Origin of the sequence: Mycobacterium sp. TKK-01-0059 (assembly GCF_000709305.1) — a bacterium.
Classification (GTDB): Bacteria; Actinomycetota; Actinomycetes; order Mycobacteriales; family Mycobacteriaceae; genus Mycobacterium; species Mycobacterium intracellulare.
In genome coordinates, this window is sequence record NZ_KL446995.1 from 1 (window position 1) to 23,838 (window position 23,838).

General features: G+C 64.1%; 21 protein-coding genes and 1 pseudogene. 20 read left to right on the forward strand and 2 right to left on the reverse strand.

All coding sequences use genetic code 11. The features are described 5' to 3' along the window. The first annotated feature begins 164 nt into the window (after positions 1-164). From istA to K883_RS27680, 3 genes are all read left to right on the forward strand, one after another. Entirely contained in the window at positions 165-1,718 is a 1,554-nt protein-coding gene (istA, locus tag K883_RS22250; protein ID WP_033712892.1) for an IS21 family transposase, read from the forward strand. Beyond that, positions 1,715-2,527, forward strand: coding sequence for an ATP-binding protein (locus K883_RS22255; protein WP_014711800.1), 813 nt, complete (start codon positions 1,715-1,717; stop codon positions 2,525-2,527). The genes istA and K883_RS22255 overlap by 4 nt, the downstream gene beginning before the upstream one ends. Before the next feature lie 275 nt (positions 2,528-2,802). Continuing rightward, positions 2,803-3,033: a hypothetical protein gene (locus tag K883_RS27680; RefSeq protein ID WP_020822714.1), complete on the forward strand. Its 231-nt coding sequence runs from the start codon at positions 2,803-2,805 to the stop codon at positions 3,031-3,033. Positions 3,034-3,430: 397 nt separating this feature from the next. On the opposite strand, the gene K883_RS22260 is transcribed toward K883_RS27680, so the two are convergent. Further along, positions 3,431-3,808, reverse strand: a complete 378-nt coding sequence (locus tag K883_RS22260; protein WP_033712913.1) for a BlaI/MecI/CopY family transcriptional regulator — start codon at positions 3,806-3,808, stop codon at positions 3,431-3,433. Between the two features lie 1,861 nt (positions 3,809-5,669). Here K883_RS22260 and K883_RS22265 point away from each other — a divergent pair. The 15 genes and pseudogenes from K883_RS22265 to K883_RS27240 all read left to right on the forward strand — a co-directional run bounded on the left by K883_RS22265 (position 5,670) and on the right by K883_RS27240 (position 20,572). Then, on the forward strand, positions 5,670-6,290 hold the full coding sequence (locus K883_RS22265) for a cation efflux transmembrane domain-containing protein (RefSeq protein WP_020822717.1): 621 nt from the start codon (positions 5,670-5,672) through the stop codon (positions 6,288-6,290). Positions 6,291-6,394: 104 nt separating this feature from the next. Continuing rightward, positions 6,395-7,357: a cation diffusion facilitator family transporter gene (locus K883_RS22270; RefSeq protein ID WP_014711802.1), complete on the forward strand. Its 963-nt coding sequence runs from the start codon at positions 6,395-6,397 to the stop codon at positions 7,355-7,357. 50 nt (positions 7,358-7,407) lie between these two features. Further along, complete coding sequence (locus K883_RS22275) at positions 7,408-8,148, forward strand: DUF1275 family protein (RefSeq protein WP_014711803.1); 741 nt, start codon at positions 7,408-7,410, stop codon at positions 8,146-8,148. 122 nt (positions 8,149-8,270) lie between these two features. Further along, positions 8,271-8,606 (forward strand): TFIIB-type zinc ribbon-containing protein, encoded by a 336-nt coding sequence (locus K883_RS27220; protein ID WP_014711804.1) that lies wholly within the window; start codon positions 8,271-8,273, stop codon positions 8,604-8,606. Between the two features lie 433 nt (positions 8,607-9,039). Continuing rightward, positions 9,040-9,321, forward strand: coding sequence for a DUF1490 family protein (locus K883_RS22280; protein WP_008257367.1), 282 nt, complete (start codon positions 9,040-9,042; stop codon positions 9,319-9,321). Positions 9,322-9,329: 8 nt separating this feature from the next. Continuing rightward, positions 9,330-11,612, forward strand: coding sequence for a manganese-exporting P-type ATPase CtpC (gene ctpC, locus K883_RS22285; RefSeq protein ID WP_020822720.1), 2,283 nt, complete (start codon positions 9,330-9,332; stop codon positions 11,610-11,612). A gap of 5 nt (positions 11,613-11,617) precedes the next feature. Continuing rightward, positions 11,618-12,220: a methyltransferase family protein gene (locus K883_RS22290; RefSeq protein WP_033712914.1), complete on the forward strand. Its 603-nt coding sequence runs from the start codon at positions 11,618-11,620 to the stop codon at positions 12,218-12,220. Positions 12,221-12,483: 263 nt separating this feature from the next. Further along, positions 12,484-12,843: a Cd(II)/Pb(II)-sensing metalloregulatory transcriptional regulator CmtR gene (locus tag K883_RS27225; RefSeq protein ID WP_020822721.1), complete on the forward strand. Its 360-nt coding sequence runs from the start codon at positions 12,484-12,486 to the stop codon at positions 12,841-12,843. 50 nt (positions 12,844-12,893) lie between these two features. Next, complete coding sequence (locus K883_RS22295) at positions 12,894-13,175, forward strand: DUF1490 family protein (RefSeq protein ID WP_014711808.1); 282 nt, start codon at positions 12,894-12,896, stop codon at positions 13,173-13,175. A gap of 86 nt (positions 13,176-13,261) precedes the next feature. Beyond that, positions 13,262-15,583, forward strand: a complete 2,322-nt coding sequence (locus K883_RS22300; protein ID WP_014711809.1) for a heavy metal translocating P-type ATPase — start codon at positions 13,262-13,264, stop codon at positions 15,581-15,583. 264 nt (positions 15,584-15,847) lie between these two features. Further along, complete coding sequence (locus K883_RS22305; protein ID WP_014711810.1) at positions 15,848-17,140, forward strand: magnesium transporter MgtE N-terminal domain-containing protein; 1,293 nt, start codon at positions 15,848-15,850, stop codon at positions 17,138-17,140. Then, positions 17,137-18,816 (forward strand): Nramp family divalent metal transporter, encoded by a 1,680-nt coding sequence (locus tag K883_RS22310; RefSeq protein WP_020822723.1) that lies wholly within the window; start codon positions 17,137-17,139, stop codon positions 18,814-18,816. Before K883_RS22305 ends, K883_RS22310 begins: the two co-directional genes overlap by 4 nt. Before the next feature lie 27 nt (positions 18,817-18,843). Continuing rightward, positions 18,844-19,077, forward strand: coding sequence for a hypothetical protein (locus K883_RS27230; RefSeq protein WP_020822724.1), 234 nt, complete (start codon positions 18,844-18,846; stop codon positions 19,075-19,077). Further along, positions 19,077-19,424, forward strand: a complete 348-nt coding sequence (locus K883_RS27235) for a DUF732 domain-containing protein (RefSeq protein ID WP_081490110.1) — start codon at positions 19,077-19,079, stop codon at positions 19,422-19,424. Before K883_RS27230 ends, K883_RS27235 begins: the two co-directional genes overlap by 1 nt. Positions 19,425-20,182: 758 nt before the next feature. Next, a pseudogene (locus K883_RS27240) lies at positions 20,183-20,572 on the forward strand (four-helix bundle copper-binding protein). 67 nt (positions 20,573-20,639) lie between these two features. Here the strand turns inward: K883_RS27240 and K883_RS22315 are convergent. Beyond that, on the reverse strand, positions 20,640-22,160 hold the full coding sequence (locus K883_RS22315; RefSeq protein WP_033712894.1) for a multicopper oxidase family protein: 1,521 nt from the start codon (positions 22,158-22,160) through the stop codon (positions 20,640-20,642). 150 nt (positions 22,161-22,310) lie between these two features. Between K883_RS22315 and K883_RS22320 the strand changes: the two genes are divergently transcribed. Continuing rightward, entirely contained in the window at positions 22,311-22,967 is a 657-nt protein-coding gene (locus tag K883_RS22320) for a class I SAM-dependent methyltransferase (RefSeq protein ID WP_014711813.1), read from the forward strand. A 365-nt stretch (positions 22,968-23,332) separates the two neighbouring features. Further along, positions 23,333-23,731, forward strand: a complete 399-nt coding sequence (locus tag K883_RS22325) for a putative copper homeostasis (lipo)protein LpqS (protein ID WP_020822727.1) — start codon at positions 23,333-23,335, stop codon at positions 23,729-23,731. The last annotated feature ends 107 nt before the right edge of the window (positions 23,732-23,838 follow it).

A 23,838-nucleotide genomic window follows, 5' to 3' on the forward strand; every position in this document is an offset into this window, starting at 1 on the left:
TGTCGGCTGCCAGGGACAAGGGGCCAGCTCGGCGCCGGTTTTGCCATGAGCATGGGACCACCCGTTTGCCAGTGATGGGACCACCTGGCTAGCTGTTTTGCCAGTTATGGGACCACCCGGCGTGGCGTCGGGGCTTCCGGTTGCTCGGCCGCTGTATTGGCCGAATGAGCTACCGGGAGGTTTCTGTGATCGAAGTCAAGGAGATGTTGCGGCTGTGGCTGGATGGTCGCGGGTATCGGGAGGTGGCCCGGCTCTCGGGCACCGACCGCAAAACGGTGCGCCGGTATGTGGATCGGGCGCGCGCGTGCGGGCTGGACCGTGATGGCGACGCCTGTCAGCTGACTGACGAGCTGTTGGCGGCGGTGATCGCCGAGGTGCGGCCGAGCCGGCCCAACGGCAAGAGCCAGACGTGGGAGATCATCGACACTCAGCGTGAGCAGGTCCAGGCGTGGCTGAAACAGGACTTGACCTTGACGAAGGTGCACACGCTACTGGGCAGGCGCGGAGTGGTGGTGTCGTATCGCACGTTGCATCGATATGCCACAACGGAATTGGGCTTTGGGCAACGGCGGGCCACGGTGCCGGTGGCCGATTGTGAGCCCGGCAGCGAACTGCAGGTCGACTTCGGTCGACTCGGGCTGCTCACCGACATCGAGGACGGCCGCCGGCGGGTGGTGCATGGGTTGATCTTCACCGCGGTGTATTCGCGGCACATGTTCGTTTGGCCCACCTACCGGCAGACCCTGGGCGAGGTGATCGCCGGGTTCGAAGCGGCGTGGGTGTTCTTTGGTGGGGTGTTCGCGGTGGTGATCCCGGACAACATGAAGACCATCGTGGATAAGGCTGATGCGACCGACGCGAAGCTCAACGACGCATTTCGCGAATATGCCCAGGCTCGGGGATTCGCTGTGGACCCCACCCGCATCCGCAGCCCCCGCGATAAGCCTCGCGTCGAACGCTGCGTCCAATATGTGAGATCGAATTTCTTTGCCGGAGAAGACTTTCGGAACCTGAGTGACTGCCGCGCGCGAGCTGAGCAGTGGTGTGGGCAGGTGGCCGGGATGCGAATCCACGGCACCACCCGGTGCCGCCCGGTCGAGGTGTTCGCCGCCGAGGAGCTACCCCAACTCAAGCCGGTGCCCAACGAGGTGTTCGACATCCCGACCTGGAGCCGGCCCAAGGTGGCCCCGGATCGGCATGTGCAGATCGCGCGGGCGCTTTACAGCGTTCCCGGCGAGCTGATTGGCCGCCGCCTCGATGCCCGCGTGGATGCGCATACGGTCAAACTGTATTGGCGCGGTGAGCTGATCAAGGTCCACCCCGTGGTGGGTCCGGGGCGCCGCCACACCGATCCCGCCGACCTGCCCGCTGAGGTGTCGGTCTATGCCATGCGGGATCTGAACACGTTGCAGCGCAAGGCAGCCACCCACGGCACCCATGTCGGCGTCTACGCCGCCGCGGTGTTAGAACACCCGCTGCCGTGGACCAAGATGCGCCAGGTCTACCGCCTGTTGGGATTGGTGCGCCGCCACGGCGCGGAGGCGGTCGATGATGCCTGCCGACGCGCGCTGGACGCCGAGGTCATCGACGTCGGCCTGATCGAGCGCATGCTCACCCGTGGCGCCGGTGCGCAGCTGCCGCTGATCCCCAAGCCGTCGCCCACGGCATCCAGATTCGTGCGCGCCGCCACTGACTTTACGGTGCGGAGGCCATCATGAGCCCCGCCCGTCCTGACGCCACCCCAGCGGTCAAGCCGATCGAGATCTCTGCAGACCTCAAAGTCCTGATGCGCCGTCTTAAGCTCGGCCAGCTGCTCGACACCCTGCCCGAACGGCTCGCCTTGGCACGATCCAATCGGTTGCCGCATCACGATTTCCTGGAGATGCTGCTGGCCGATGAGGTCACCCGCCGCGACCGCAAATCCGCCCAACTACGCGCCAAGGCGGCCCGTCTGGATCCGCAGATGCAGTTACAGGCCTGGGACGATACCGCCGCGGTCAGCTACGACCGCCAGTTGTGGGCAGAGTTGACCTCGCTGCGGTTTTTGGCCGACGCCTACAACGTGCTCATCATGGGCCCGGTCGGGGTCGGAAAAACGTTCCTGGCCAACGCCTTAGGACACATCGCGGTCCGACGTCACCACAGCGTGCACACCGAACGCGCCGACAAACTCTTCAAACGCCTACGCGGGGCACGGCTAGACGGCAGCTATGAAGACGAGGTACGCAAACTGCACCGCGTCGAGCTACTCATCATCGATGACCTCGCGTTGCACCGGCTTGAAACCACCGAGACCAATGACTTCTATGAAATCATCGTGGAACGCCACCGCACCGCCTCAACGATCATCACCAGCAACCGCGAACCCCCAGAGATTCTCACCATGATGGCCGACCCACTGCTGGCGCAGTCGGCGATGGACCGGCTCCAATCCGCGGCCTACGAACTCGTCGTCGAAGGCGAGTCCTACCGGCAACGTCAGAAACCCCGCCCCGCAAAGCCGGTCAATTCGGACCAGCCGAATTGACCAGCAGCCATCTCGTCAGTCACCATCACAACGGCCAGTAACCGGAAACAACCGGTCCCATGCTCATGGCAAAACGGTGGTCCCATCACCCTGGCAAGCGACACGCTTGATCTACTATCTGTGTACATAGATAGTAGAAATGCATATCGGACTCGTCGCCCGACCGATTCTGGCGGGTGGCGTCGCAGTCTAGGTGGGCGATACGGTTGGGCAGTATCGGTTTTCAGATCCCGCGGTCGTGTGGTGATCGGTAACGAGACGGAGGTAATGCGCTGATGATGTCGTATGGCGGCGACGGCTGGGTTTGGTGTAGCGCGTTGTTCAACACGTTGGGGGTGATGGTGATTTTGGGTGTCATCACCGCGGCCGTGGTGCTTGCGGTTCATCTTGGCGGCGCGGGACGAAGCGGCCGGTCAGCGGGAGGAGATGGCGCGTTTGCTCGGGTCGGGTCACCTCATGAGCGCGGCGATGCGGAAGAGGATGAATTTTACCGCCGGTTGATGTAGGCGGGCGAGATGCGATGACTGCGCGAGTAATTGGCCGTATACAAATGATTTGGGGTAGCTGACCGCAGCGCGGAGTTCGTTTGGTATGAGCTCGACCCCGCCGACGCTGTACCGCGATACTGGGGTGGCTGCCGCCTACGGCGACGCGCAGGGGGGCCACCATCGCCGTGAGAACGTCTGGTCCCGCGTTGTCTGGCACCATCCGAGCTCATGCCCGCGAGGTGAGTGGTTTCGTGCACGACGGGATACCACGACGATGCAGGACGTGATGGACGGGGCCGGCGGGCCCGTGGGACCACCATAGCGGCCCGCGATCACGAGATGACTTTCAACAATACGTCTGCAACGCAGCCCTATTCGATGCGGTAAAGGCAGGACTCTGGCGGCCCGGTAATGGTTACTTGCGCCGGGTTCTTCTGGCCAGACGCTGCAGCGCAGCACGCAAATGCGCGGATTCCTCGGGACTGATCTGTTCGAGAAAGTGGCTGAGCACCAGTTCAGAGCGCCCCCCGGCGTCAAACACCTCGCGCATCAGTTGCGCACTGTGCTGCTCGCGGGTCAACGCCGGCCAGTACCGGTAGGCCTTGCCATCTCGCTCACGCGCCAGCCACCCCTTGGTGTGCAGGTTGTCCATGGTCGACATCACTGTCGTGTAGGCGATCTCGCGTTCAGCGGCCAGCTCGTCAAAAATCTCGCGGACCGTCGTGGTTCCATCCCGGTCCCAGATGCGGTCCATCACCACCGCTTCCAACTCCCCGAAGCCCCGCACCCGCACCGTCACCCTCCGATCCGCACAGCATTCGACGCCGGTCGCCGTCATACACTAACTACGTACGCACATAGTAGATTACCCATGGCCGGCACACAATGTCGGATGTCTGATCACGACGGCGGCGAAACCCAATCAACGTTGTTGCCGGCGTGTTCGTTTCCTGCCGTTGGGAGACCGTCGAAACGCAATTGTCGCACTGACGCATCGCTTCGATCGCCCGCCACGACTTCGGCGACCATGTCGGGTAACAACCCGATACGCTCTTATTCGGTTATGGAAACAATTGCCGCTGGGCCGTCGTCGCGTACTGACCGTCAGCTGCGCTCTACTTTTTGCCCCGCGCCGCCGCCCGGTGCGAGTCCCATGGCCGGCACCACCCGCATGTTCGGGCGCCTCCGAACTCATCGCGGCCAGCTTGGTCAATCCCGCCGCCCGCCCACTGCCTTGCCTATTCCTTCCTTATGTAGGCACAAACCAGTCGAAATGGCGTTCGCGCTACGAATGCGCGTTCACGTCAGCTATTGAGGTTGGCGGTCCGCGTTTCGGAGGCGCCTGGCGGCCCGGGAAGCGCCGGTGTGGTCAGTGGGCCTACCTGGACCAGGTAGGCGTCGAGATTCCAGATTTTTCTAGCATCTTGGGTGATTCAGCCACGCGTTGAGCGCCAAGCAAGCGATTCGGGCATTGTGCATCTCGGAGACACAAAACGGAGCTTGGCTGCCTCAGCGAACCTCCATTGTGCCGAAGGAGAACCAACACCGCCATTCAGGATTCAACAAGAAACGAGCGCCTCACACGCCGCAGTTTCGATCTGAAAGACACAGCAGCCCCCCAGGTTGCAATGTCGGAGGCACACGCCTAGCGCTGCTACATTTGGAAGCACTGTGCATAGCGACCTTCTCAAGCTTCCCCTGCTGCGATCGGCCATCGCCATCATCGCGGCACTCTGGTTGCTGGGTGGTGCCGCCGAGCACGCGTGGCACGCGGCCGCCACGGTTGATGCGGCTCAGCAGTCGGATAGCTCATCGAATGGTGCACCGGCGGTAAATGGCGATCACGCGCAGTGCGACAGCGGGCTGTCGCACTCCTGCCTCGTAGCGACGGCGGTGGCGGATGTCCCGCGCTGGGATGACGCGTTTCTGGTGTACGCCGGGGTCGCGGCGGTGGCCGTTGTCGGTTATTGCTTTGTGTGGGCGCGACAGGCCAGACGGGGTCCACCTCGAGGACCCGCTACACCCGTCGCCGGTCAAGACCTGCTAACACGATTTTGTCTCGCACGGCGCTGATAGGTCGGCGCCAGATCAGACGGCGTTGCACGGTCTACCGGTAATCCCCCTGCTCGATTGACGAGCATTCTTTCCCGCGGGATGGGTCGAAGACCTGTCGATATTTTCGATGAGTTGACCCGGCAGCCAAGCTGCGTCGCGTTATCTGGCGTCCTCACTCACCATGCGGCCCAGGGCCAGTCGGCCGCGTCTAAGAACAGTGAAGCGACGCCACCTGGAGTCGTTTCGTCAAATGCCTTTGTCGTTCGGGAGAATTTTGATGCGCCACCACACCATCGCGCCCGGTCTCCGGCCGCGGTTCGTGACACCGCCCGTCAGCGGACCGCTGAACCCGCAGAGCCAGTCATGGAAATAGTTGACTCAGTCGCCGCCCGCGGCGTACTAATGAGCGCCGCGCCAGTCGTCGCTAAAGGCACCGAGCCAATCGGACCAACAGCGTGTATTTCGCAGCGTTGTCACCGCGGGTCTAACGGCGCGCTCGGCTCACTCGTGGAGCGAGTCTCATGACGCAGTTTGGATCAGCCGCCACCCCGGGAAGCGACGACCTTAGCTGTTGCAGCACGACCCCTTCGAGAACAGCGATGACATTTCAACGCGATTCCCGATGGCACGCTGCCGCACGATGGGCGCGATGGCTGGCTTGGGTCAGCCTGATCTTTGTGGTCGCCGAAGGGGCGCTCGGCCTGTGGCAGGGCGTGGCTACAGGATCTGTCGCACTGACCGCATGGGCATTAGGAAGCGCACCCGAGGCGATGGCCAGCCTGGTCGTGATTTGGCGGTTCAGCGGCACGCGAACCTTGTCAGAGACGGCCGAGCTCCGTGCGCAACGTGGCGTAGCGGTGTCGTTTTGGCTCAGCGCCCCCTACATTGCCGCTGAATCCCTGCACCATCTACTCAAAGAGCACGTGTCACACACGTCGCTGGTCGGTGTTGTCTTGACGGCTGCCGCCTTGGTGCAGATGCCGATCCTGGGCCGCGCGCAACAGAAACTCGGCGCACGGCTGGGCTCGGGCGCCACAATCGGCAAGGGCATCCAAAACTATCTGTGCGCCGCACAGGCGGCCGCAGTCCTCCTCGGCTTGGCGGTCACCCTCGCATGGCGCAACGGATGGTGGTTAGACCCCGCCATCGGGTTGGGCATCGCCGCCGTCGCCGTCTGGCAGGGGCGGCGATCGTGGCGCGGCGAGGATTGCGGATGCTAGGGCCTGGGGCAGATGAACGGCACCGGAATACTCGACACCGCCATTGCATATATCGCGATATACGCATAGTTTGTCGACATGGATCGGGCGGTCGGGGGGCGTCGATGAACGAGAACCATAGCCACACCCACGGGCATACGTCGGCGGATTCTGACCGGCGATGGCTGGGCGGTGCGCTGGCAGTGATCGCCGGGTTCATGCTGGGCGAGGTGGTAGTGGGGATCATCGCGGGGTCATTGGCGTTGCTCTCTGATGCGGCCCATATGCTCACCGATGCGGCCTCGATTGCGTTGGCGTTGTGGGCGATTCGGCTGTCTGCGCGTCCGGCGTCGGGGCGGATGACCTACGGGTGGCGGCGCGTGGAGATTTTGTCCGCGCAGGCCAACGGCGTGACCTTGCTGGTGTTGGCGGCATGGCTGGCCTATGAGGCGATCAAAAGGCTGATCCACCCGCCGCAGGTGACGGGTGCACTGGTGCTAGTCACCGCGCTGGTCGGTGTGGTGGTGAACCTGGCGGCGACGTGGATGATCAGCCGGGCAAACCGGGCCAGCCTGAACGTTGAGGGCGCTTTTCAGCACATACTCAACGACTTGTTCGCCTTCATCGCCACCGCCGTGGCCGGGGTGGTGATCGTGGTCACCGGGTTCGGGCGTGCGGACGCGATCGCCACGCTGGTCGTGGTAGCGCTGATGCTGCGAGCCGGCATCGGATTGGTGCGGGCCGCTAGCCTCGTTTTTCTCGAGGCCGCGCCCCAAGGTATCGATCCGGACTCGATCGGGCAGGCCATGGCCGCTCACGATTCCGTCGTGGAAGTTCATGATTTGCACGTGTGGGAAATCACCTCAGGTGAACCGGCCCTGTCGGCGCACGTGATCGTCGCGCCGGGCCGCGACTGCCACGCCACCCGAAACGACTTGGCGCAGCTGCTGGCCCACGAGCATGGCATCTCCCACACCACGTTGCAGCTCGACCACGAAGCCTCCGAAATCGGCAGGCAGGGTGCAGCCGGCGAGCATGCGCACTGCGAGGGTCCACACGGCCCGACGCATCGTTTCACCGGCGCCTGACAGACCCACCACGGACCATAACCAGCCTCCGGTCTACGGAAGGAGAAACCATGCCGCACAAGCCAACCCGCGAAACACGCTCACTGCGGGTATTGGTGCTGGGCTACAGCGGGGTGCTAGCCGGGGTTGCTGGCTTCATCAATTCGGTGGCACTGCTGGTCTTGGCGTTTCCGGTGGGCAACCTGACCGCACTGAGCACCAAGCTGGGCATGGACTCAGCCAATCCGCTGCTGTACGAGAGCTGCATGATCGCGCTGATCGTAGGCGGATTTTTGGCCGGAGCCGCCGGGGCCGGCGCTGTACTGGCGCCGGTGCAAACCCACACCAGTGCGCGCCACGCCGCGGTCCTGCTCGCCGAGGCCGCGCTGCTGGTGGCCGCAGCCGGTATCGAGATTCCCGGTTTCAAGGCGCTGCTGGCGGCGGCCGCGTGCGGGCTGCAAAACGCGATGACCTCGAACGCTCCCGGAATGTCGATCCGCACCACGCACTTCACCGGCACCATCACCGACCTCGGATTGATACTGGGCCGCAGCCGCCGCCACGGGATGGACAAGTGGAAGGCCGCGGTGCTGACGACGACCGTGGTGCTATTCGTCGGCGGCGGCGCGACGGGCGCCCTCATTGGCGGCCGGTTCGGCCACAACGCACTGCTTCTTCCAGCTGCCGCCTGCCTGGCTGTCGCGGTGGCCAGCCTGCTGTATAGCCGGCGGCGCAGCACCCGATTGGCCCGCGCGATATCGGCCCCCGAGCGCTCGCATCGCTCCCTTGCTGATCAGGCGACGGCGGGGTAACCGCGGAGCCCAAGTCATGCGCATTCGTATATGCGCATGCGTTTATAGTTTGTTAGTCTGGGCGGGTAAGGCATCGCCGTTGCCTGATTAGGGAGGTCCAAATGGCAGACGAGCGCGGATCAATGGAGGCCAAAGAGTCAACGCTGCTGTGTCCGCGGTGTGTGTCGCAGATGCTGCCGGTGCAGCGCTTCGGGGTGACGATCGATCAGTGCACGGGTTGCGGCGGCGTCTTCCTGGACCGGGGCGAACTAGAGCAACTCTCCGAGGCCGAGGCCAAGTTCTACGCCGCCCAACAGCCACCCCAACCCGCGCCACCGCCGGGAGGGTATGCGCCTGCGCAGTACCCAGCGCAGCCCGTGTACGTCGAAAATCCCCGCCCTAGAGGATTTTTGGGTGGATTGTTCGGAGAGGGCTATTACGGTGGTCACCACGGAGGATATCGGGGCGGACACCACTGACGATTGCGCCGGCGGCATTGCCTTCAACTTCCGTGCATGCCCGACCCAGTGGCCTCCACATCCCACAGTCGCGCACTGTCAAGTTTATCCAGCCCAAATGTTGAGTCGCCGTCGGCGGCGGCCAGCGGCGATCGGACAGCCGGGCTCGCATCTGACCAACTTCACGGCGCATGGTGCCGTCGTGAGGCCCTCCCCCTTGATGGACCGGTTAGTACCGAGGCCCCCCCACGCTGACCACCCCGTCGGCACGACGCCTGGCAGTCGCAGCCGATGCAGGTGCTACGCGCGGGCTGGCGGCTGCGCTTTGCTTGCCGGCGCCCCCGGCCGGTTGGCCCAACCGAAATTCATAGTGATATTGCGATGTATCTATGTTACGGTCGAATGAGTAGTAGGTGAAATGCGCCCGACAGGGCCGAACACGAGGAGGAAGTTGATGTTTCCGCATGCGCTAGCGGCGAAGGCGGCCGCTACGGTGTTCACCGGATTGGTGGGCGTGAGTGCCTATGAGCTGTTGCGTAAGGCGGCTGGTGGGGCGCCGGTGCGTCGGGCGACGGTCGCGGCCGCGGAGTTGAGTTTGCGAGGGACGCGTCGTGCAGAAGTGGTAGCGGAGTCGGCTCGGCTGAAGGCGGCTGACGTGGTCGCCGAGGCGCGTGAACGCATCGGTGAAGAGGCTTCCCCGCCGGCTGCGGCCGCGGTCCACGACCACGACCACTGATCGCTGTTATGACTGTTGTCGAGGACACCGCCGTAGAAATTCTCTCCGATGCGGCGGGGCGGATGAGATTGCATGTTCCGTGGGTTCGTTCGGATTCCCGTCGTGCGGTGGCCGTCGAAGACAAGGTGGACAAGCAGACCGGGGTGCGCGCGGTGCACGCCTATCCCCACACCGGATCGGTCGTGGTGTGGTATTCACCCAAGCGTTGTGATCGCTCGGCGATCATGGCGGCCATTGCGGCGGCCAAAGACGTCGCTGCCGAGCTGATTCCCGCGCGTACGCCGCGCTCGGCTGATGTTCGCAACACCGAGGTGCTGCGCCTTGCGGTCGGCGGGGCGGCGCTGGTGTTGTTGGGTGTGCGCCGCTACGGTTTCCGCCGCCCGCCGCTGCTGGGGCCCAAGGGTCAGCTGGTGGCCACCGGCGCGACGGTGTTCATGGGCTATCCGTTCTTCCGCGGGGCGCTACGTTCGCTTCGTTCTGGCCGAGCGGGCACCGACACCCTGGTGACGGTGGCCACGGTGGCCAGCATGGTGTTGCGGGAGAACGTGGTCGCGCTGACCGTGTTGTGGCTGCTCAATATCGGCGAGTACCTGCAGGACCTGACGCTGCGCCGCACCCGGCGGGCCATCGCCGACCTGTTGCGCGGCACCGCGGACACCGCCTGGATCAGGGTTAATGATGGCAGCGAAGTCCAGGTGCCCATCGATACCTTGCAAATCGGTGACGAGGTCGTCATTCACGATCACGTGGCGATCCCGGTGGACGGCGAGGTGCTCGACGGCGAAGCGGTAGTCGACCAGTCGGCGATCACCGGCGAAACGTTGCCGGTCAGCATGGTCGTCGGCTCCCGCGTGCACGCCGGATCGGTGGTGGTACGCGGACGCCTCGTGGTGCGCGCGGCCGCGGTGGGCAGCGAAACCACGATCGGGCGCATCATTTCCCGCGTCGAGGAGGCCCAGCACGATCGGGCGCCGATTCAAACGGTCGGTGAGAACTTCTCGCGCCGATTTGTCCCGATCTCGTTCATCGTGTCCGCGGCAACCCTGCTGCTGACCGGCGACATCCGGCGCGCGATGACCATGCTGTTGATCGCGTGTCCATGCGCGGTGGGATTGTCGACCCCGACTGCGATCAGCGCAGCGATCGGCAACGGGGCGCGCCGCGGCATTCTGATCAAGGGCGGATCGCACCTCGAACAAGCCGGGCGGGTGAACGCCATCGTGTTCGACAAGACCGGGACGCTCACCGTTGGGCGCCCCGTCGTGACGAATGTCGTTGCCTTCCAGAAGGACTGGCAGCCCGAAGAGGTCTTGGCCTATGCGGCCAGCTCTGAGATCCATTCGCGTCATCCGCTGGCCGAAGCGGTGATCCGCTCGACCAACGAACGCCACATCACGATCCCGCCGCACGAACAGTGCGAAGTATTGGTCGGCCTGGGCATGCGCACCTGGGCTGATGGCCGCGTTTTGCTGTTGGGCAGCCCGTCGCTGCTGCGTGCCGAAAAGGTCCGCGTGTCCAAGAAGGCAACCGAGTGGGTTGACAAATTGCGGCGCCAGGCTGAGACCCCGCTGTTGCTGGCGGTGGACGGCACGCTGGTCGGGCTGATCAGCCTGCGCGACGAAATCCGCCCCGAGGCCGCCGATGTGCTGAACAAGTTGCGCAGCAAGGGCATTGGGCGCATCGTGATGCTGACTGGTGATCATCCGGATACCGCCGAGGTGGTGGCCGGCGAACTCGGTATCGACGAGTGGCGCGCCGAGGTGCTGCCCGAAGACAAGCTTCAGGCGGTGCGCCAACTGCAGGACGAGGGTTACGTCGTCGCGATGATCGGTGATGGCGTCAATGACGCGCCGGCACTGGCGACCGCCGATATCGGGATCGCCATGGGTCTGGCCGGCACCGACGTCGCAGTGGAAACCGCCGATATCGCACTGGCCAACGACAACCTGCAGCGCCTGCTCGATGTACCCGATCTGGGTGCGCGAGCCGTCGCGGTGATCCGGCAGAACTACGGCATGTCCATCGCCGTCAACTCCGTCGGTCTGCTCATGGGCGCCGGAGGGGCCCTGTCTCCGGTGCTGGCCGCGATCCTGCACAACGCATCCTCGGTCGCGGTGGTCACCAACAGCTCTCGACTGATCCGCTACCGCCTGATGAACGGTCAATCCCCGACCGCGAACGAACACTCGACGGGGGAGCCCGTCGGCACCGCTAGCGAGCAACCCGCGGCGTCGCCACCGTACAGCAAGCAATCGCGCAAGCTGTCGCCGGTTCGCACAGGACAGGACTGACCATGATGCCTGTGTCCGCGCTGACGCTCTACCTCGTCTTCGCCGCACTCGGGTTCGGCTGGCGCAGCTGGACCCAGCAGCGGCGCACCGGCTCGACCGGATTTCGCGGCGTCAGTGGACGTCCCGGCTCGCTGGAATGGTGGGCCGGCGTCGGATTCGTGGGCGCCATCCTCGCCGGTGTGGCTGCCCCGCTGCTGCAACTCGGTGAAATCCTCACTCCGATGCCGGTCCTGCACGCACCCGCTGTCCAAGCGTCCGGGGTGGTGGCGGCGATCGCAGGACTCGCCGCCACCCTCTGCGCCCAACACGGCATGGGTGAATCCTGGCGGATCGGGGTCGACCCCGACGAAACCACCACCTTGGTACGCACGGGTGTGTTCGGCTGGGTCCGCAATCCCATCTTCGCTGCCATGCTCGTCTTCGCCGCCGGCATCGCTTTGATGACGCCCAACCCGCTGGCCCTGGCCGCGTTCGTGGTCCTGCTGGCGGCCATCGAGGTTCAGGTCCGTGTCGTCGAAGAGCCGTATCTGGCCCGTATCCACGGCCGCGCCTACACCGATTACCGCGCCGCGGTTGGGCGGTTTGCGCCCGGCATCGGGCGCAACTAGACACCGCCCTGAAGACGGAGGCCCCATGACGTGGACCGATGCCCACACTGCCCGGTGGAATCGATACTGGGACAAGGTTTCCCGCAACCTACGACTGAGAAATAGGGTTCTTTGACCGCCACAACCCCGGCTGCGCATGCCCCGCCGCGGAATTCCCAAACCCGTCGACTGCATACCGACGCCACACATCACAGGTGCACCGCGATTCGGAACCATAGTTCAGCCGTTGCTGTTATATCAGCGACAACTGTACAGTTGCGGCCATGCTGACGTGTGAGGTGCGGGAATCGGCGTTGTCGCGACTGGGCCGGGCGCTGGCCGATCCGACGCGGTGCCGAATTCTTGTCGCGCTGCTGGATGGAGTTTGCTATCCCGGCCTGTTGGCTTCGCACCTGGGATTGACCCGATCCAATGTGTCCAACCATCTGTCGTGCTTACGGGGCTGCGGCCTGGTTATCGCAACGTATGAGGGCCGCCAGGTTCGTTATGCCCTGGCCGATAGTCACCTCGCGCGTGCCCTGAGCGAGTTGGTTCAGGTCGTTCTCGCGGTGGACACCGATCAGCCTTGCGGTGGTGAGCAAGCCACGTTCGAGGGAGTCCGCACCATGCCGGCTAGTCGATGAGCGGGCTCGCCGAATCGCGACGAGCAAGCAGAAGATGAGGAGGGTTAGCCGTGGTTGCACATGGACTACTGATCAGGGCGACCGGGACGGTATTTACCGGGCTCGTCGGGGTGAGTGCCTACGAAGTGTTGCGCAAGGCGGTGGGAAAAACTCCCGTCCACCGCGCAGCGGTGACCGCCACAGAATGGGGCCTGCGGGGAACCCGGCGCGCCGAGGTGGCGGCCGAAGCCGCACGGCTGAAAGTTGCCGACGTGGTCGCCGAAGCTCGCGATCGGATCGGTGACAACGCCTCCCTTCCGGTCGACCCCGTAGCCGACGACTGCTGTAGCTGACATCGCACGCTGGGCACTCCTCGGCGGATAGGAGAGCTTTACATCCGCGATGAGAAGGGCGCTCTGCTATACCGCTAGGAGGGCTGATGATGCCGACCACCGCTGCGCATCCCGATGCTGGCCTCAAGCTGAGCGTTGTGTCTGCGACGGCGCGACGAATGCGGGTGCACGCCAGCGGGTTTCGATTCGACACCGGCCGCGCGGTCGCGATTGAGGACGCCGTTGGTATGGTCACCGGCGTCGAAGCCGTGCGGGCCTATCCGCGCACCGCCTCAGTGGTGATCTGGTACGCGCCTGAGCGCTGCGACACCGCCGCCGTCCTGTCGGCGATCGCCGATGCTGAGCACATCCCGGTAGCGTCGGTACCACCGCGTACCCCGCACTCGGCGGACGGCCGCAAGCCCGGTGTGGTGCAACGAGTCATCGACTGGAGCACGCGGGTGCGGTCGGGCTCGTGCGATTTTGAGAAAGGTCGTCCTCCGCAGACGGTTAGCGATGGCTGTTGCGACCATGATGACAGCGAGGACGCGCCGGAGCGGCTCTGGCAGGTCGTCAAGCTGCGGCGCGCTGCGTTGTCCGGGGTGTTGCTGACGGGGTCGGTGATCACCGCATGGGTCACTCCACTGGGGCCGGTCGCTCTGGCATTCAAAGTCGTCGCCTTGGCGGTGGGGGCCTCGACGTTCGTGCCGTCGGCCATCAAGCGACTTACGCAGGGCCGCATCGGTGTCGGCACGTTGATGACCATCGCTGCGGCCGGCGCCGTGGGTCTCGGTCAGGTCGGCGAGGCTGCCATGCTGGCGTTCTTGTTCTCCATCAGTGAGGGCTTGGAGGAATTCGCGGTGTCGCGTACGCGCCGCGGCTTGCGCGCGTTGCTGTCGCTGGTGCCGGATCAGGCCACAGTGCTGCGCGCGGGCAGCGAAACCGTGGTGGCCGCAGCCGACCTTCAGGTCGGTGATCAAATGATCGTCAAACCAGCTGAACGTCTGGCCACTGACGGCATCATTCGTGACGGTCGCACTTCGTTGGACGTCTCCGCGATCACCGGTGAGTCGGTACCGGTCGAAGCCGGACCCGGCGACGACGTGTTCGCCGGGTCGATCAACGGTTCCGGCGCGCTGCTGGTGCAGGTCACCGCAACGGCAGAAGACAACTCGCTGGCGCGCATCGTGCACATCGTGGAAGCCGAGCAGGCGCGCAAGGGCGCCAGTCAGCGACTGGCCGACCGCGTCGCGCGACCGCTGGTGCCGGGCATCATGATCGCCGGGGCCGCGATCGCCGGGGTGGGCAGCATTTTCGGTAGCCCTGCCGTCTGGATCGAACGTGCTCTGGTGGTACTGGTTGCTGCCTCTCCATGCGCGTTGGCCATCGCGGTGCCCGTGTCGGTGGTGGCCTCCATCGGGGCGGCCGCCAAGTTCGGTGTACTCATCAAAGGTGGCGCCGCCCTGGAAGGCATGGGCACCCTCGGCGCAATTGCCCTGGACAAGACCGGCACCCTGACGGCCAATCGGCCTGCGGTCATCGAAGTCGTCACCACTGGGGGCGCCACTCGCGAGGAGGTGCTGGCTACGGCAGCCGCGCTGGAAGCCCGCAGCGAGCACCCACTGGCCGCGGCCATTCTTGCCACGACCCGAACGTCGGTCGCCGCGGCTAGCGACGTGCACGCCATCCCCGGTGCCGGATTGACCGGGCGGCTCGACGGCCATGATGTTCGACTGGGACGCCCTGGCTGGCTGGACCCAGCCGGCCTCGCCGAGGACGTCATGCGCATGCAACAAGCCGGAGCCACAACGGTTCTCGTCGAACGCGACGGGCGGCTACTCGGGGCCATCGCCGTACGCGACGAACTACGTCCGGAAGCCGCCGAGGTCGTCGCCGAACTGCGAGCCGGCAACTACCAGGTGGCAATGCTCACCGGCGACAACCGCGCCACCGCTTCAGCTTTGGCCGCCGAAGCCGGAATCGAGCACGTGTACGCCGAGCTGCGTCCCGAGGACAAGGCACACCTGGTCGCAGAGCTACGTGCCCAGCGGCGGACCGCGATGGTTGGCGACGGCGTCAACGATGCTCCGGCCCTGGCCGCCGCCGACCTGGGAATCGCTATGGGCGCCATGGGAACCGACGTCGCCATCGAAACCGCCGACGTCGCGCTGATGGGCCAGGACCTGCGCCATCTGCCCCAAGCGCTGAACCATGCCCGTCGTTCCCGGCAGATCATGTTGCAAAACGTCGGGCTATCACTGGCGATCATCACCGTGCTGATGCCGCTGTCGCTGTTCGGGACCATGGGTTTGGCTGCGGTGGTATTCGTGCATGAGCTCACCGAGGTCGTCGTCATCGCCAATGGCGTGCGCGCCGGACGCATCAAACCACTTGCTGGGCCAAAGCCATCGAGTCACGATTCAACGTAACGATGCAACGAATCTACGGCCCGTCCAGGATCGTCAAGTACCGCCGGGGCGGCGGTATCAGGACGCGATGTCGGCCCTGGTCGCCAATTGATTGCCCATGCTGTCGCGTCTCCCCCGCAGCGAATCGCCGAAGCGCGTGACTCGCGAGGGTTACCCGTTCGAGTGGGCTACGGCATCCTGAGCCCGACGAGCGCCCGGTAAGAAAGGTGAGCAGAAGTGAGTGGACCCGAAACGCCAGCTAAGCAGGCCGGGGCGCACCCGGTTATGCATCTCTCAGAGTTGCTGCACGCGCCGGTCCTGGCCCGGTCGGGCGAGGCTGTGGGCCGGGTGCAGGACGTGATTGTGCGGCTGCGCGGCGCCGACGAGCATCCGCTGGTGAGTGGGATCGTCGCTGTGGTGGGGAGGCGGCGGGTGTTCATCGGCAGCCCCTCCATTTCCCAGTACGCCCCAGACCGCGTGGTCTTGGCGACACACAAAATCGATCTGCGCGGTTTCGAACGCCGCGACGGCGAGGTGTTGCTGCGCACTGATGTGCTAGGACACCGGTTGATCGATGTGGCTGCCGTGGAGTTGGTACGCGCCTATGACGTGGAGCTCGAAGATACCGGGGGCGGGTGGGTGCTTGTCCGTCTGGATACTCGCCGCCCGGCGCGGTTCTTCGGACTAATCAAAAGCCGGGGTGGGCATGCGGCCCGAGATTGGAAGGCATTCGAACCCCTGATCGGCCACGCCCGCTCCGGTGCATCGCGACGTCAGTCAGGCCGGCTCAGCGGGTTCAAACCCGCGGACATCGCTGATCTTCTCGAAGACGCTGACAAAGCCGAGGGCGGCGAGATCCTCGACCGGGTCCGCAGCGACCCGGAATTGGAAGCCGACGTGTTCGAAGAACTTGACCCTGACAAGGCCAGCCGATTGCTCAATGACATGGCCGATGACGAGGTCGCCGCACTATTGGGCCGGATGCGCGCCGACGACGCCGCCGACGCGATCGCAGACCTGCGTCAATCGCGGCGCAGGCGCGTGCTGGAGCTGATGCCGGGCCCGCAGCGCACGAAGGTGATCACCCTGATGGGCTTTAACCCCGACAGTGCCGGCGGCCTGATGAATGTCGACTTCGTCTCCTGCGCCGCAAGCACCACCGCGGGCACGGCGCTGGCAGTGATCGCGGGCGCCACGACGATACAGCCCGAGGCATTGGTCAAGATGCATGTCCTTGATGAAGACAACCGCCTGGCTGGTGTCGTGTCGGTGATCGACCTGCTGCAAGCCGAACCCGGTCACACCGTTGAAGCACTGATGGATTGCGACCCAATCCGGGTCGGCGCCGAAGCCGATCTGACCGACGTCGCCCTATTGATGGCCGACTTCAACCTCTACTCCATCCCCGTCGTCGACGGCCAGGATCGCGTGCTCGGGGTTGTCACCGTCGATGACGTGCTAGAAGCTACGATCCCCGAGGATTGGCGTCGCCGCGAACCCGCCCCCCGCCCGGTCCGCGAAATCACCCCACCAGATGACGATCGCGATGCGCCTGCACCTAACAGTGAGGCGCGGTGACCTCCGGCGAAGAGAACGCGACCGGCCACGCAGCAGCGACTCACCGATCCGAGTCGCCACCACCGAAGCGCACCGCTGTGCTTGACTCGGCTCACCTCGGTGATATCGAGGGCGCCTTCGGGCGCATTAACGTCGAGGAGACCGACCATCCCCGCACGTTCAAGACGCGGCTGCTGACGCTGCTTGCCATTGTGGGTCCCGGAATCATTGTGATGGTCGGCGATAACGATGCCGGCGGGGTGGCCACCTACACCCAAGCTGGCCAAAATTATGGCTACTCCCTGCTGTGGGTGCTACTCCTGCTCATCCCGGTGCTCATTGTCAACCAAGAGATGGTGGTCCGGCTGGGCGCGGTTACCGGCGTCGGACACGCCCGCTTGATCAACGAACGCTTTGGTCGCGGCTGGGGCTGGTTCTCCGTCGGCGACCTGTTCCTGCTCAACTTCCTCACGATCGTCACCGAGTTCATCGGCATCACTTTGGCCGCCACCTACATCGGTATCTCCAAATATATTGTCGTTCCGGTTTCAGCGGTCGCGCTCATCGCGATCATGGCCAGCGGCAGCTTTCGCCGTTGGGAGCGGGCCATGTTTGTCTTCATTGCCATCACTTTGGCGCAGATCCCAATCCTGCTGATAGCGCACCCACAGTGGGCCCAGGCCGCCAAATCATTTGTGGTGCCGAACATCTCCGGCGGCGTGACCTCGGATGCGGTGCTTTTGATCATTGCCATCGTCGGCACCACCGTGGCGCCTTGGCAGCTGTTTTTTCAGCAGTCCAACGTCGTCGACAAGCGCATTACACCTCGATTTATGGGCTATGAGCGCGCCGACACCGTGTTGGGGGCGTTCATCGTGGTGATCGGCGCCACCGCGCTGGTCATGATCGGCGATTGGGCGGCGCGCTCCACTAACACCACAGGTGGTTTCACCGACGCCGGCGCCATCTCGCATCTACTGGGCCAACACAATTCGACGCTCGGCTGGTTGTTCGCGATCGTGCTGATGGACGCCTCGATCCTCGGCGCCGCCGCAGTGACCCTGGCCACCAGCTACGCCTTTGGCGACGTATTCGGCCTGAAACACTCGCTGCACCGGGGGTTTGCCGATGCCAAACCTTTCTACCTTTCCTACAGCGCAATGGTGGCGTTTGCGGCAGCGATCGTGCTGATCCCTGGCGCCCCCCTTGGATTGATCACCACCGCCGTGCAGGCCCTCGCTGGCTTGCTGTTGCCCAGCGCCAGCGTGTTCCTCCTGCTGCTGTGCAACGACCGGGAAGTATTGGGCCCCTGGGTGAACCGGCCCTGGCTCAACTGGGTTGCCGGGCTGATCGTCGGCGTCCTGCTGCTGCTGTCGGGAATCCTGATCGCGACTACCTTGTTCCCCGACCTCAACGTGATCGTTGTCGCCGGCTACCTGGCACTGACGTTGGTCATCCTCGCCGCAGCCACGGTACCGGCACTTCGTTGGATGGGTCGCCGCCAGCCCTCACCACCGGCGGCATCGAGCCCGGCGCGGCCTATTGACCGCAATAGCTGGCGAATGCCACCACTGACCTTGTTAGAGCCCGTGACCTGGTCGCCAGGGACCCGTCTAGGCATGATTGCGCTGCGCGGCTACCTCGTCGTCGGCGCCGTCCTGCTCATCGTCAAGGCTGTCCAGCTCAGCGGCCGATGAATTTGGGCCAACCCGAAAGGTCACTAAATGAGCACGCCACGCAACGGGCGATTCGCCGCGGAAGCCAACTACCTACCGCACTACAACGACATCCAGCAGATCACAGGAACTGCCATCCTCGCCACCATTGCGGTCGCCCTGGCAGTGGCATTCATCATCATCCAACGTCGACGACGCCGCGCGCGCACCAAACAAAGCCATGTCGGTGGCCCCCGACGCTCCCGCGTCTCAAGACCTTTTAACACCCGCGGGAGAGATTAATGGCCCAAACCAATGTGCCTCGGTGGAAATGGTTGACAACGAGCGTAATCCTGCTCTTTGCTGCTGCGCTGCAGTTCGCTCCACCTGTATCAGCGGATCAAACTGACGATGACTTCCTCGCCGCGCTCAAGAAACACGGGATCGTCTTTACCAACCGCGATGTCGCAATCGCGGCCGGTCATAAAGTGTGCACCGGACTCGATGCAGGCCAGACGCCGGCCAACCTGATTTTGTCGCTGGTAAAAGACACCGACCTCTCGGCACACGTGGCCGGCTATTTCTTCGGCACCGCAGTCAATGCCTACTGCCCGCAATACCGCCCGGATACCACTGTGCCGGGAGCATAGGCCAAGAAGACGGACAAATGGCGCACCACTAGCGGCCACGGGGCACTCAGCGGGCGGCGTAGCCCTTGCACTCGCACCCCACCGACGCAACGACACATCGTTCGTGAAATTCGACGGATAACGAAACGGCTCGTCGCCCATCCTCGAGTTCGAATCTGCTTCACCCCAACATACTCGTCGTGCTCGAGCAGGTTGAACGGTGGTTTGGGTTACTCACCAATTAGAAGCCTGCCGGGGCGCACGCCACTCAATCCAGGCCGTCGAGAATGACATCTCAGACAATCTTCGTCTAGCAAGGCTAGCGACCTCGGCATCACCCTAGCCATGTTGAAACTGATGGTCATAATGAGTATCTGGTAGGACGTGGGTGGTGACAGCGTTAGGGAAGTGCGGCCGTGCGGTCGAAACCCGTAAACCCAATACCATCGATTGCGCGGCGACCTTCGAGTGTTCTTGGACGCAACTGTGATGTCTCGCAATGTATTCCACAATCAAAGGTGACTTGTTTGGGCCCTCCGCAGCGGGTGAGCACCTTGTCTGCGGCTACCGCATTGCTCGACCCGATTCTGACCAGAGCCGTTATCGAACTTGTCCGGCCAGAAGGTGACTGTTCGCCTCAAAAACTGGGAACAGACGCGCGATCCGTTTAGCGTATGTCGGACCGAGTACGACTGCGCGGAGGCATTCCCCCCCCCCCCGAAAATGATCAAAACCGTTGCCGTTGAACACCCGGAGAACACGTGACTACTACCAGCAGCATGCTGGAGAGCTATCCCCAAGACCTCGGCGGAGGGGATACGGCCAACGTGACAGCCTGTATCGAAGCCTGTATCGACTGCGCGCAAGCCTGTACAGCCTGTGCGGACGCTTGCCTCAGCGAAGCTGCGGTCGACGAGCTGAGGAAATGCATCCGCACGTGCCTCGACTGCTCGGATATCTGCGACGTCACCGGCCGTGTCCTCTCCCGACACACCGGCTACGATGCCAACCTGACCAGAACGGTGCTCGAAACATGCGCCATCACCTGCAAAAGCTGCGCAGACGAGTGTTAGGGGCACGCCACCCATCACGAGCACTGCCGGCTGTGCGGGGAAGTTTGCCGCCGCTGCGAACGGGCATGCCGCGAGCTCATCGGCTCGCTCGGCTAAGTGCTCGCTCGGCACCTACCAGCATGGCGCCGCCACCGCCGCGCTCCTGCGCGCACGCCGTGATGGCTCAGCTGGTGTACTCGAGGCGAGTCATCATGCCGGCCTCTTGGTGATAGGTGTTGTGGCAGTGGAACATCCAGACGCCCGGGTTGTCAGCGACGAGGACGGCGCTCAATTTCTGTTTGGGCAGTACGTTGACAGTGTCTTTGCGCGGGCCGGGCGTGCCGTCGGGCTTGATCACCTGGAAAGTGTGTCCGTGCAGGTGCATCGGGTGGTACATCATGGTGGTGTTGTCGAATGCCAGCGTGGCGCGTTGGCCCTGGCGTACCTGTAGCGGCTTGGTCTTGCTGTAGGGCTCGCCGTTGATCAGCCAATCGTACTTCGTCATGTCGCCGCTGAGGACCACAGGGAGATTCGCATCGGATTTGGCTCCCAAGTCGACTTCCGGTGCGGCGGAGAACATTTCGACGGTGCCGACTCGCTTGTTGAGTTCGGGCGGCTGGAAACCCGGATCAGGGGCGCTGCCGGCGCCGGTGGAGAGCAGGGCCCGCGCCAGCGCATTTTTGCCTTCGGCAAGAGCGACCAGCGGGAAAACGCCGTCGGCGGCGGTGACGACGACGTCGTAGCGTTCGGCCATGCCGACCAGCACGGCGTCGACCTCGGTGGGCACTACAGGATAGCCGTCGGTGTGGGTGACGGTCATCGAGTGCCCGGCTAGCGCTACGCGGAACGCGGTGTCGGAGCCGGAATTGATGATCCGGATCCGGATGCGCTCTCCGGGCTTGGCGCTGAATGTGGTGGGAGCGGCGGGAATGCGGCCGTTGATGAGGTAGTGCGGGTAGGCAATATCGCCTGGGTCGCCGCCAAGCAGACTGCTGGTCCCGACACCGTCCATCTCCATGGGAGGCATGTTTCCCATGCCCGGCATGCTGCCCATGCTGGGCCTGCGCTGATTGGTCAAATCGTCGTAGAGCTGCCTGGGGGTCTTGCCGACGCCGTCGGTCCAGTCGTCGAGTACGACGATCCATTCGGCGTCATAGCGGCCCGACTCTCGGGGGTCATCGATGATCACGGGCAGATACAGGCCGTAGTCGGCGTCCAGGCCGACGTGCGGATGCGCCCAATAGGTGCCCGGGTGAGGTACCGAAAATCGGTAGGTGAAGTCGCGGCCGGCGTCGATGTTCGGGGTGGCGGGTGCGACGCCGTCCATGTCGTTGCGCAGCGCGATGCCGTGCCAATGCACCGAGGTGGCCGAATCGAGCCGGTTGGTGACCGTGACCGCGAGTTCGTCACCGACATTGGCGCGGATCAGGGGCCCCGGGATGGCGTTACCGTAGGCCATCGTGCGCACAGTGATGCCACCGAGGTCGATTGTCGTCGGTTGAGGCGTCAGTGCCGCCGTTACGGTACGCCCGGTGTGGGGCCGCGCCGCCTCGGCAGCAGCGATGGCGGCCGCCATCGCCGTGTTTCCGGTACGTGTTTGCTCGCCGGATCGGCCGCATGCGGCCAGGGCGAACCCGCCGGCGACGGTGGCAGCCACAAAACTCCGCCTGCTAAGTCGCGCCCTGTCAGAAGTCGATTCGCGCATGCCTGCACCTGTCTTTCGTTGCGCCGTTCGGTGTTTCGTTCGATCCCGGAGAGCCGCGTCCCGCTCCGTCGAGCTTGAATATACCGCATGGGGGTATTGCTGTACCGTTGGGTTGGCCGCACTGAAAGCATATCCGGGAAGGATTTTTAGATGGGACTGGCGCAGAGGCTGTTCGCTGATCATCGCCACGGTGACGGCACCGGGTGGGTGCTCAACTATCCCCGTACCTATGAATGGGCCACCAATGCGTGGTCTCTGGGGCTACGTGCGCGCATGTGGGACCGGCTGGTCGGGCTATCCGGCGCCGAGCCCGGCGATAGGGTGCTCGACGTCGGCTGCGGGACCGGATACTTCACTCGGCGAATCGCACGGGCGGTGCACCCTGGTGGCAGGGTTGTCGGGATCGATCCCTCACAATCGATGGTCGACTACGCCGCGCGGCGTGCGCCGGCGAACGCGGCCTTTCAGGTTGCCTCCGCCGAAGAGCTGCCCTTCTCCGACCAATCGTTCGATGTGGTGGTATCTAGCTTGGCGTTTCACCACTTTCCAGTCGACCGACGCGCCGACGCAGTGCGGCAAATGTACCGAGTTCTGCGACCGGGCGGACGGCTATGCATCGCCGATCTTCGCCCCTCGGGCGGTGGCGCCTTGCACCGGATTGCTGCTGTTTTCAACGCCCATGCCAGGGAGCAGAACCGGCTACACCAGCTCGATGAGCTGATTACCGATGCGGGGTTCTCCATCGTCGGCACCGGTGACCGGTTGTTGCTGCACTACATCACGGCGCAACGGCCGCTGGGTCGATGAATCCGGTGGTGGGCGCGGCGGAGCACTGGTTGTAATCGACATGCCGGGCCGAAGGTGACGGTAGATCTCAGGCATAACTATGCCGGCCGTCGTACAGCCCGTGAAGCGTCGTCAGCATCTGGTCAGGCGCAACCTAGGACTGCTCAACCGCCAAAGGCCCCGGTTTACATATACGGGTATGGGGTATATTCTGCTTCTATGTCCACCGGACGCGCAGTGAACTGCTCATCGGCGACGCACGCGATGAGTTGCGAATCCGCGCATCGGAAACACCCCGGCTTATTCCCGGTTTTCTCCCATACTGGCAGGGCTGGCGTGTCGTGATATTCGGTGGTGCTAGCAGGTTGCCTCGGCTCCGGTATGTAGTGGCCGTGGGGGCTGCGGCGTGGTTGGCGGCGTGGGTTCTCATCGGTGCCCACAGCGTGATGGGGCATTCGCAGTCTTCGGTGTCGCAGTCTTCGATGTCGCAGCCGGCGCATGCGTTGGTGGCTTCGCTGGGTGGTGAGTTCACCGTTGATGTCGATCATCCGCATGTGGGCAAGGGTTCCTCGGGCGACCATCACGAGCAGTTCACCACGGCGGTGCTGCCGCGCTCAGGCGCGGTGGTGGCTGCGTTAATCGCGTTGAGTGCGGTGGCCGCCGTGGCGCTGACCGGTGGGCTGGCCCGGTTTGGGGTGCCCGCCGGGCGCGGCCCCCCGCGCGCCCCGGCTCTTTCTGTTACCGGTCAAGACGTCTTGACCCGGTTCTGCTTGTCTCGTCGCTGACTGGTCAGCGCCAGGTCGTTTGCAGCACGTGTGTGCTCGGCGGCTGGTGATCGCTGACCCCTGTCAAGTGCCGCACTGATTCGCGGCGTTCGCAAGAAAGCGACGAT

Excerpts from the sequence above, each read along its gene's own strand:
- K883_RS27680 (WP_020822714.1), top strand. The coding sequence starts at position 2,803 with ATGATGTCGTATGGCGGCGACGGCTGGGTTTGGTGTAGCGCGTTGTTC.
- K883_RS22290 (WP_033712914.1), top strand. The coding sequence starts at position 11,618 with ATGCCTGTGTCCGCGCTGACGCTCTACCTCGTCTTCGCCGCACTCGGG.
- K883_RS27230 (WP_020822724.1), top strand. The coding sequence starts at position 18,844 with ATGAGCACGCCACGCAACGGGCGATTCGCCGCGGAAGCCAACTACCTA.
- K883_RS22315 (WP_033712894.1), bottom strand. The coding sequence starts at position 22,160 with ATGCGCGAATCGACTTCTGACAGGGCGCGACTTAGCAGGCGGAGTTTT.
- K883_RS22270 (WP_014711802.1), top strand. The coding sequence starts at position 6,395 with ATGAACGAGAACCATAGCCACACCCACGGGCATACGTCGGCGGATTCT.
- istA (WP_033712892.1), top strand. The coding sequence starts at position 165 with ATGAGCTACCGGGAGGTTTCTGTGATCGAAGTCAAGGAGATGTTGCGG.
- ctpC (WP_020822720.1), top strand. The coding sequence starts at position 9,330 with ATGACTGTTGTCGAGGACACCGCCGTAGAAATTCTCTCCGATGCGGCG.
- K883_RS22275 (WP_014711803.1), top strand. The coding sequence starts at position 7,408 with ATGCCGCACAAGCCAACCCGCGAAACACGCTCACTGCGGGTATTGGTG.
- K883_RS22265 (WP_020822717.1), top strand. The coding sequence starts at position 5,670 with ATGACATTTCAACGCGATTCCCGATGGCACGCTGCCGCACGATGGGCG.
- K883_RS22280 (WP_008257367.1), top strand. The coding sequence starts at position 9,040 with ATGTTTCCGCATGCGCTAGCGGCGAAGGCGGCCGCTACGGTGTTCACC.
- K883_RS27235 (WP_081490110.1), top strand. The coding sequence starts at position 19,077 with ATGGCCCAAACCAATGTGCCTCGGTGGAAATGGTTGACAACGAGCGTA.
- K883_RS27220 (WP_014711804.1), top strand. The coding sequence starts at position 8,271 with ATGGAGGCCAAAGAGTCAACGCTGCTGTGTCCGCGGTGTGTGTCGCAG.
- K883_RS22255 (WP_014711800.1), top strand. The coding sequence starts at position 1,715 with ATGAGCCCCGCCCGTCCTGACGCCACCCCAGCGGTCAAGCCGATCGAG.
- K883_RS22300 (WP_014711809.1), top strand. The coding sequence starts at position 13,262 with ATGATGCCGACCACCGCTGCGCATCCCGATGCTGGCCTCAAGCTGAGC.
- K883_RS27225 (WP_020822721.1), top strand. The coding sequence starts at position 12,484 with ATGCTGACGTGTGAGGTGCGGGAATCGGCGTTGTCGCGACTGGGCCGG.
- K883_RS22305 (WP_014711810.1), top strand. The coding sequence starts at position 15,848 with ATGCATCTCTCAGAGTTGCTGCACGCGCCGGTCCTGGCCCGGTCGGGC.
- K883_RS22320 (WP_014711813.1), top strand. The coding sequence starts at position 22,311 with ATGGGACTGGCGCAGAGGCTGTTCGCTGATCATCGCCACGGTGACGGC.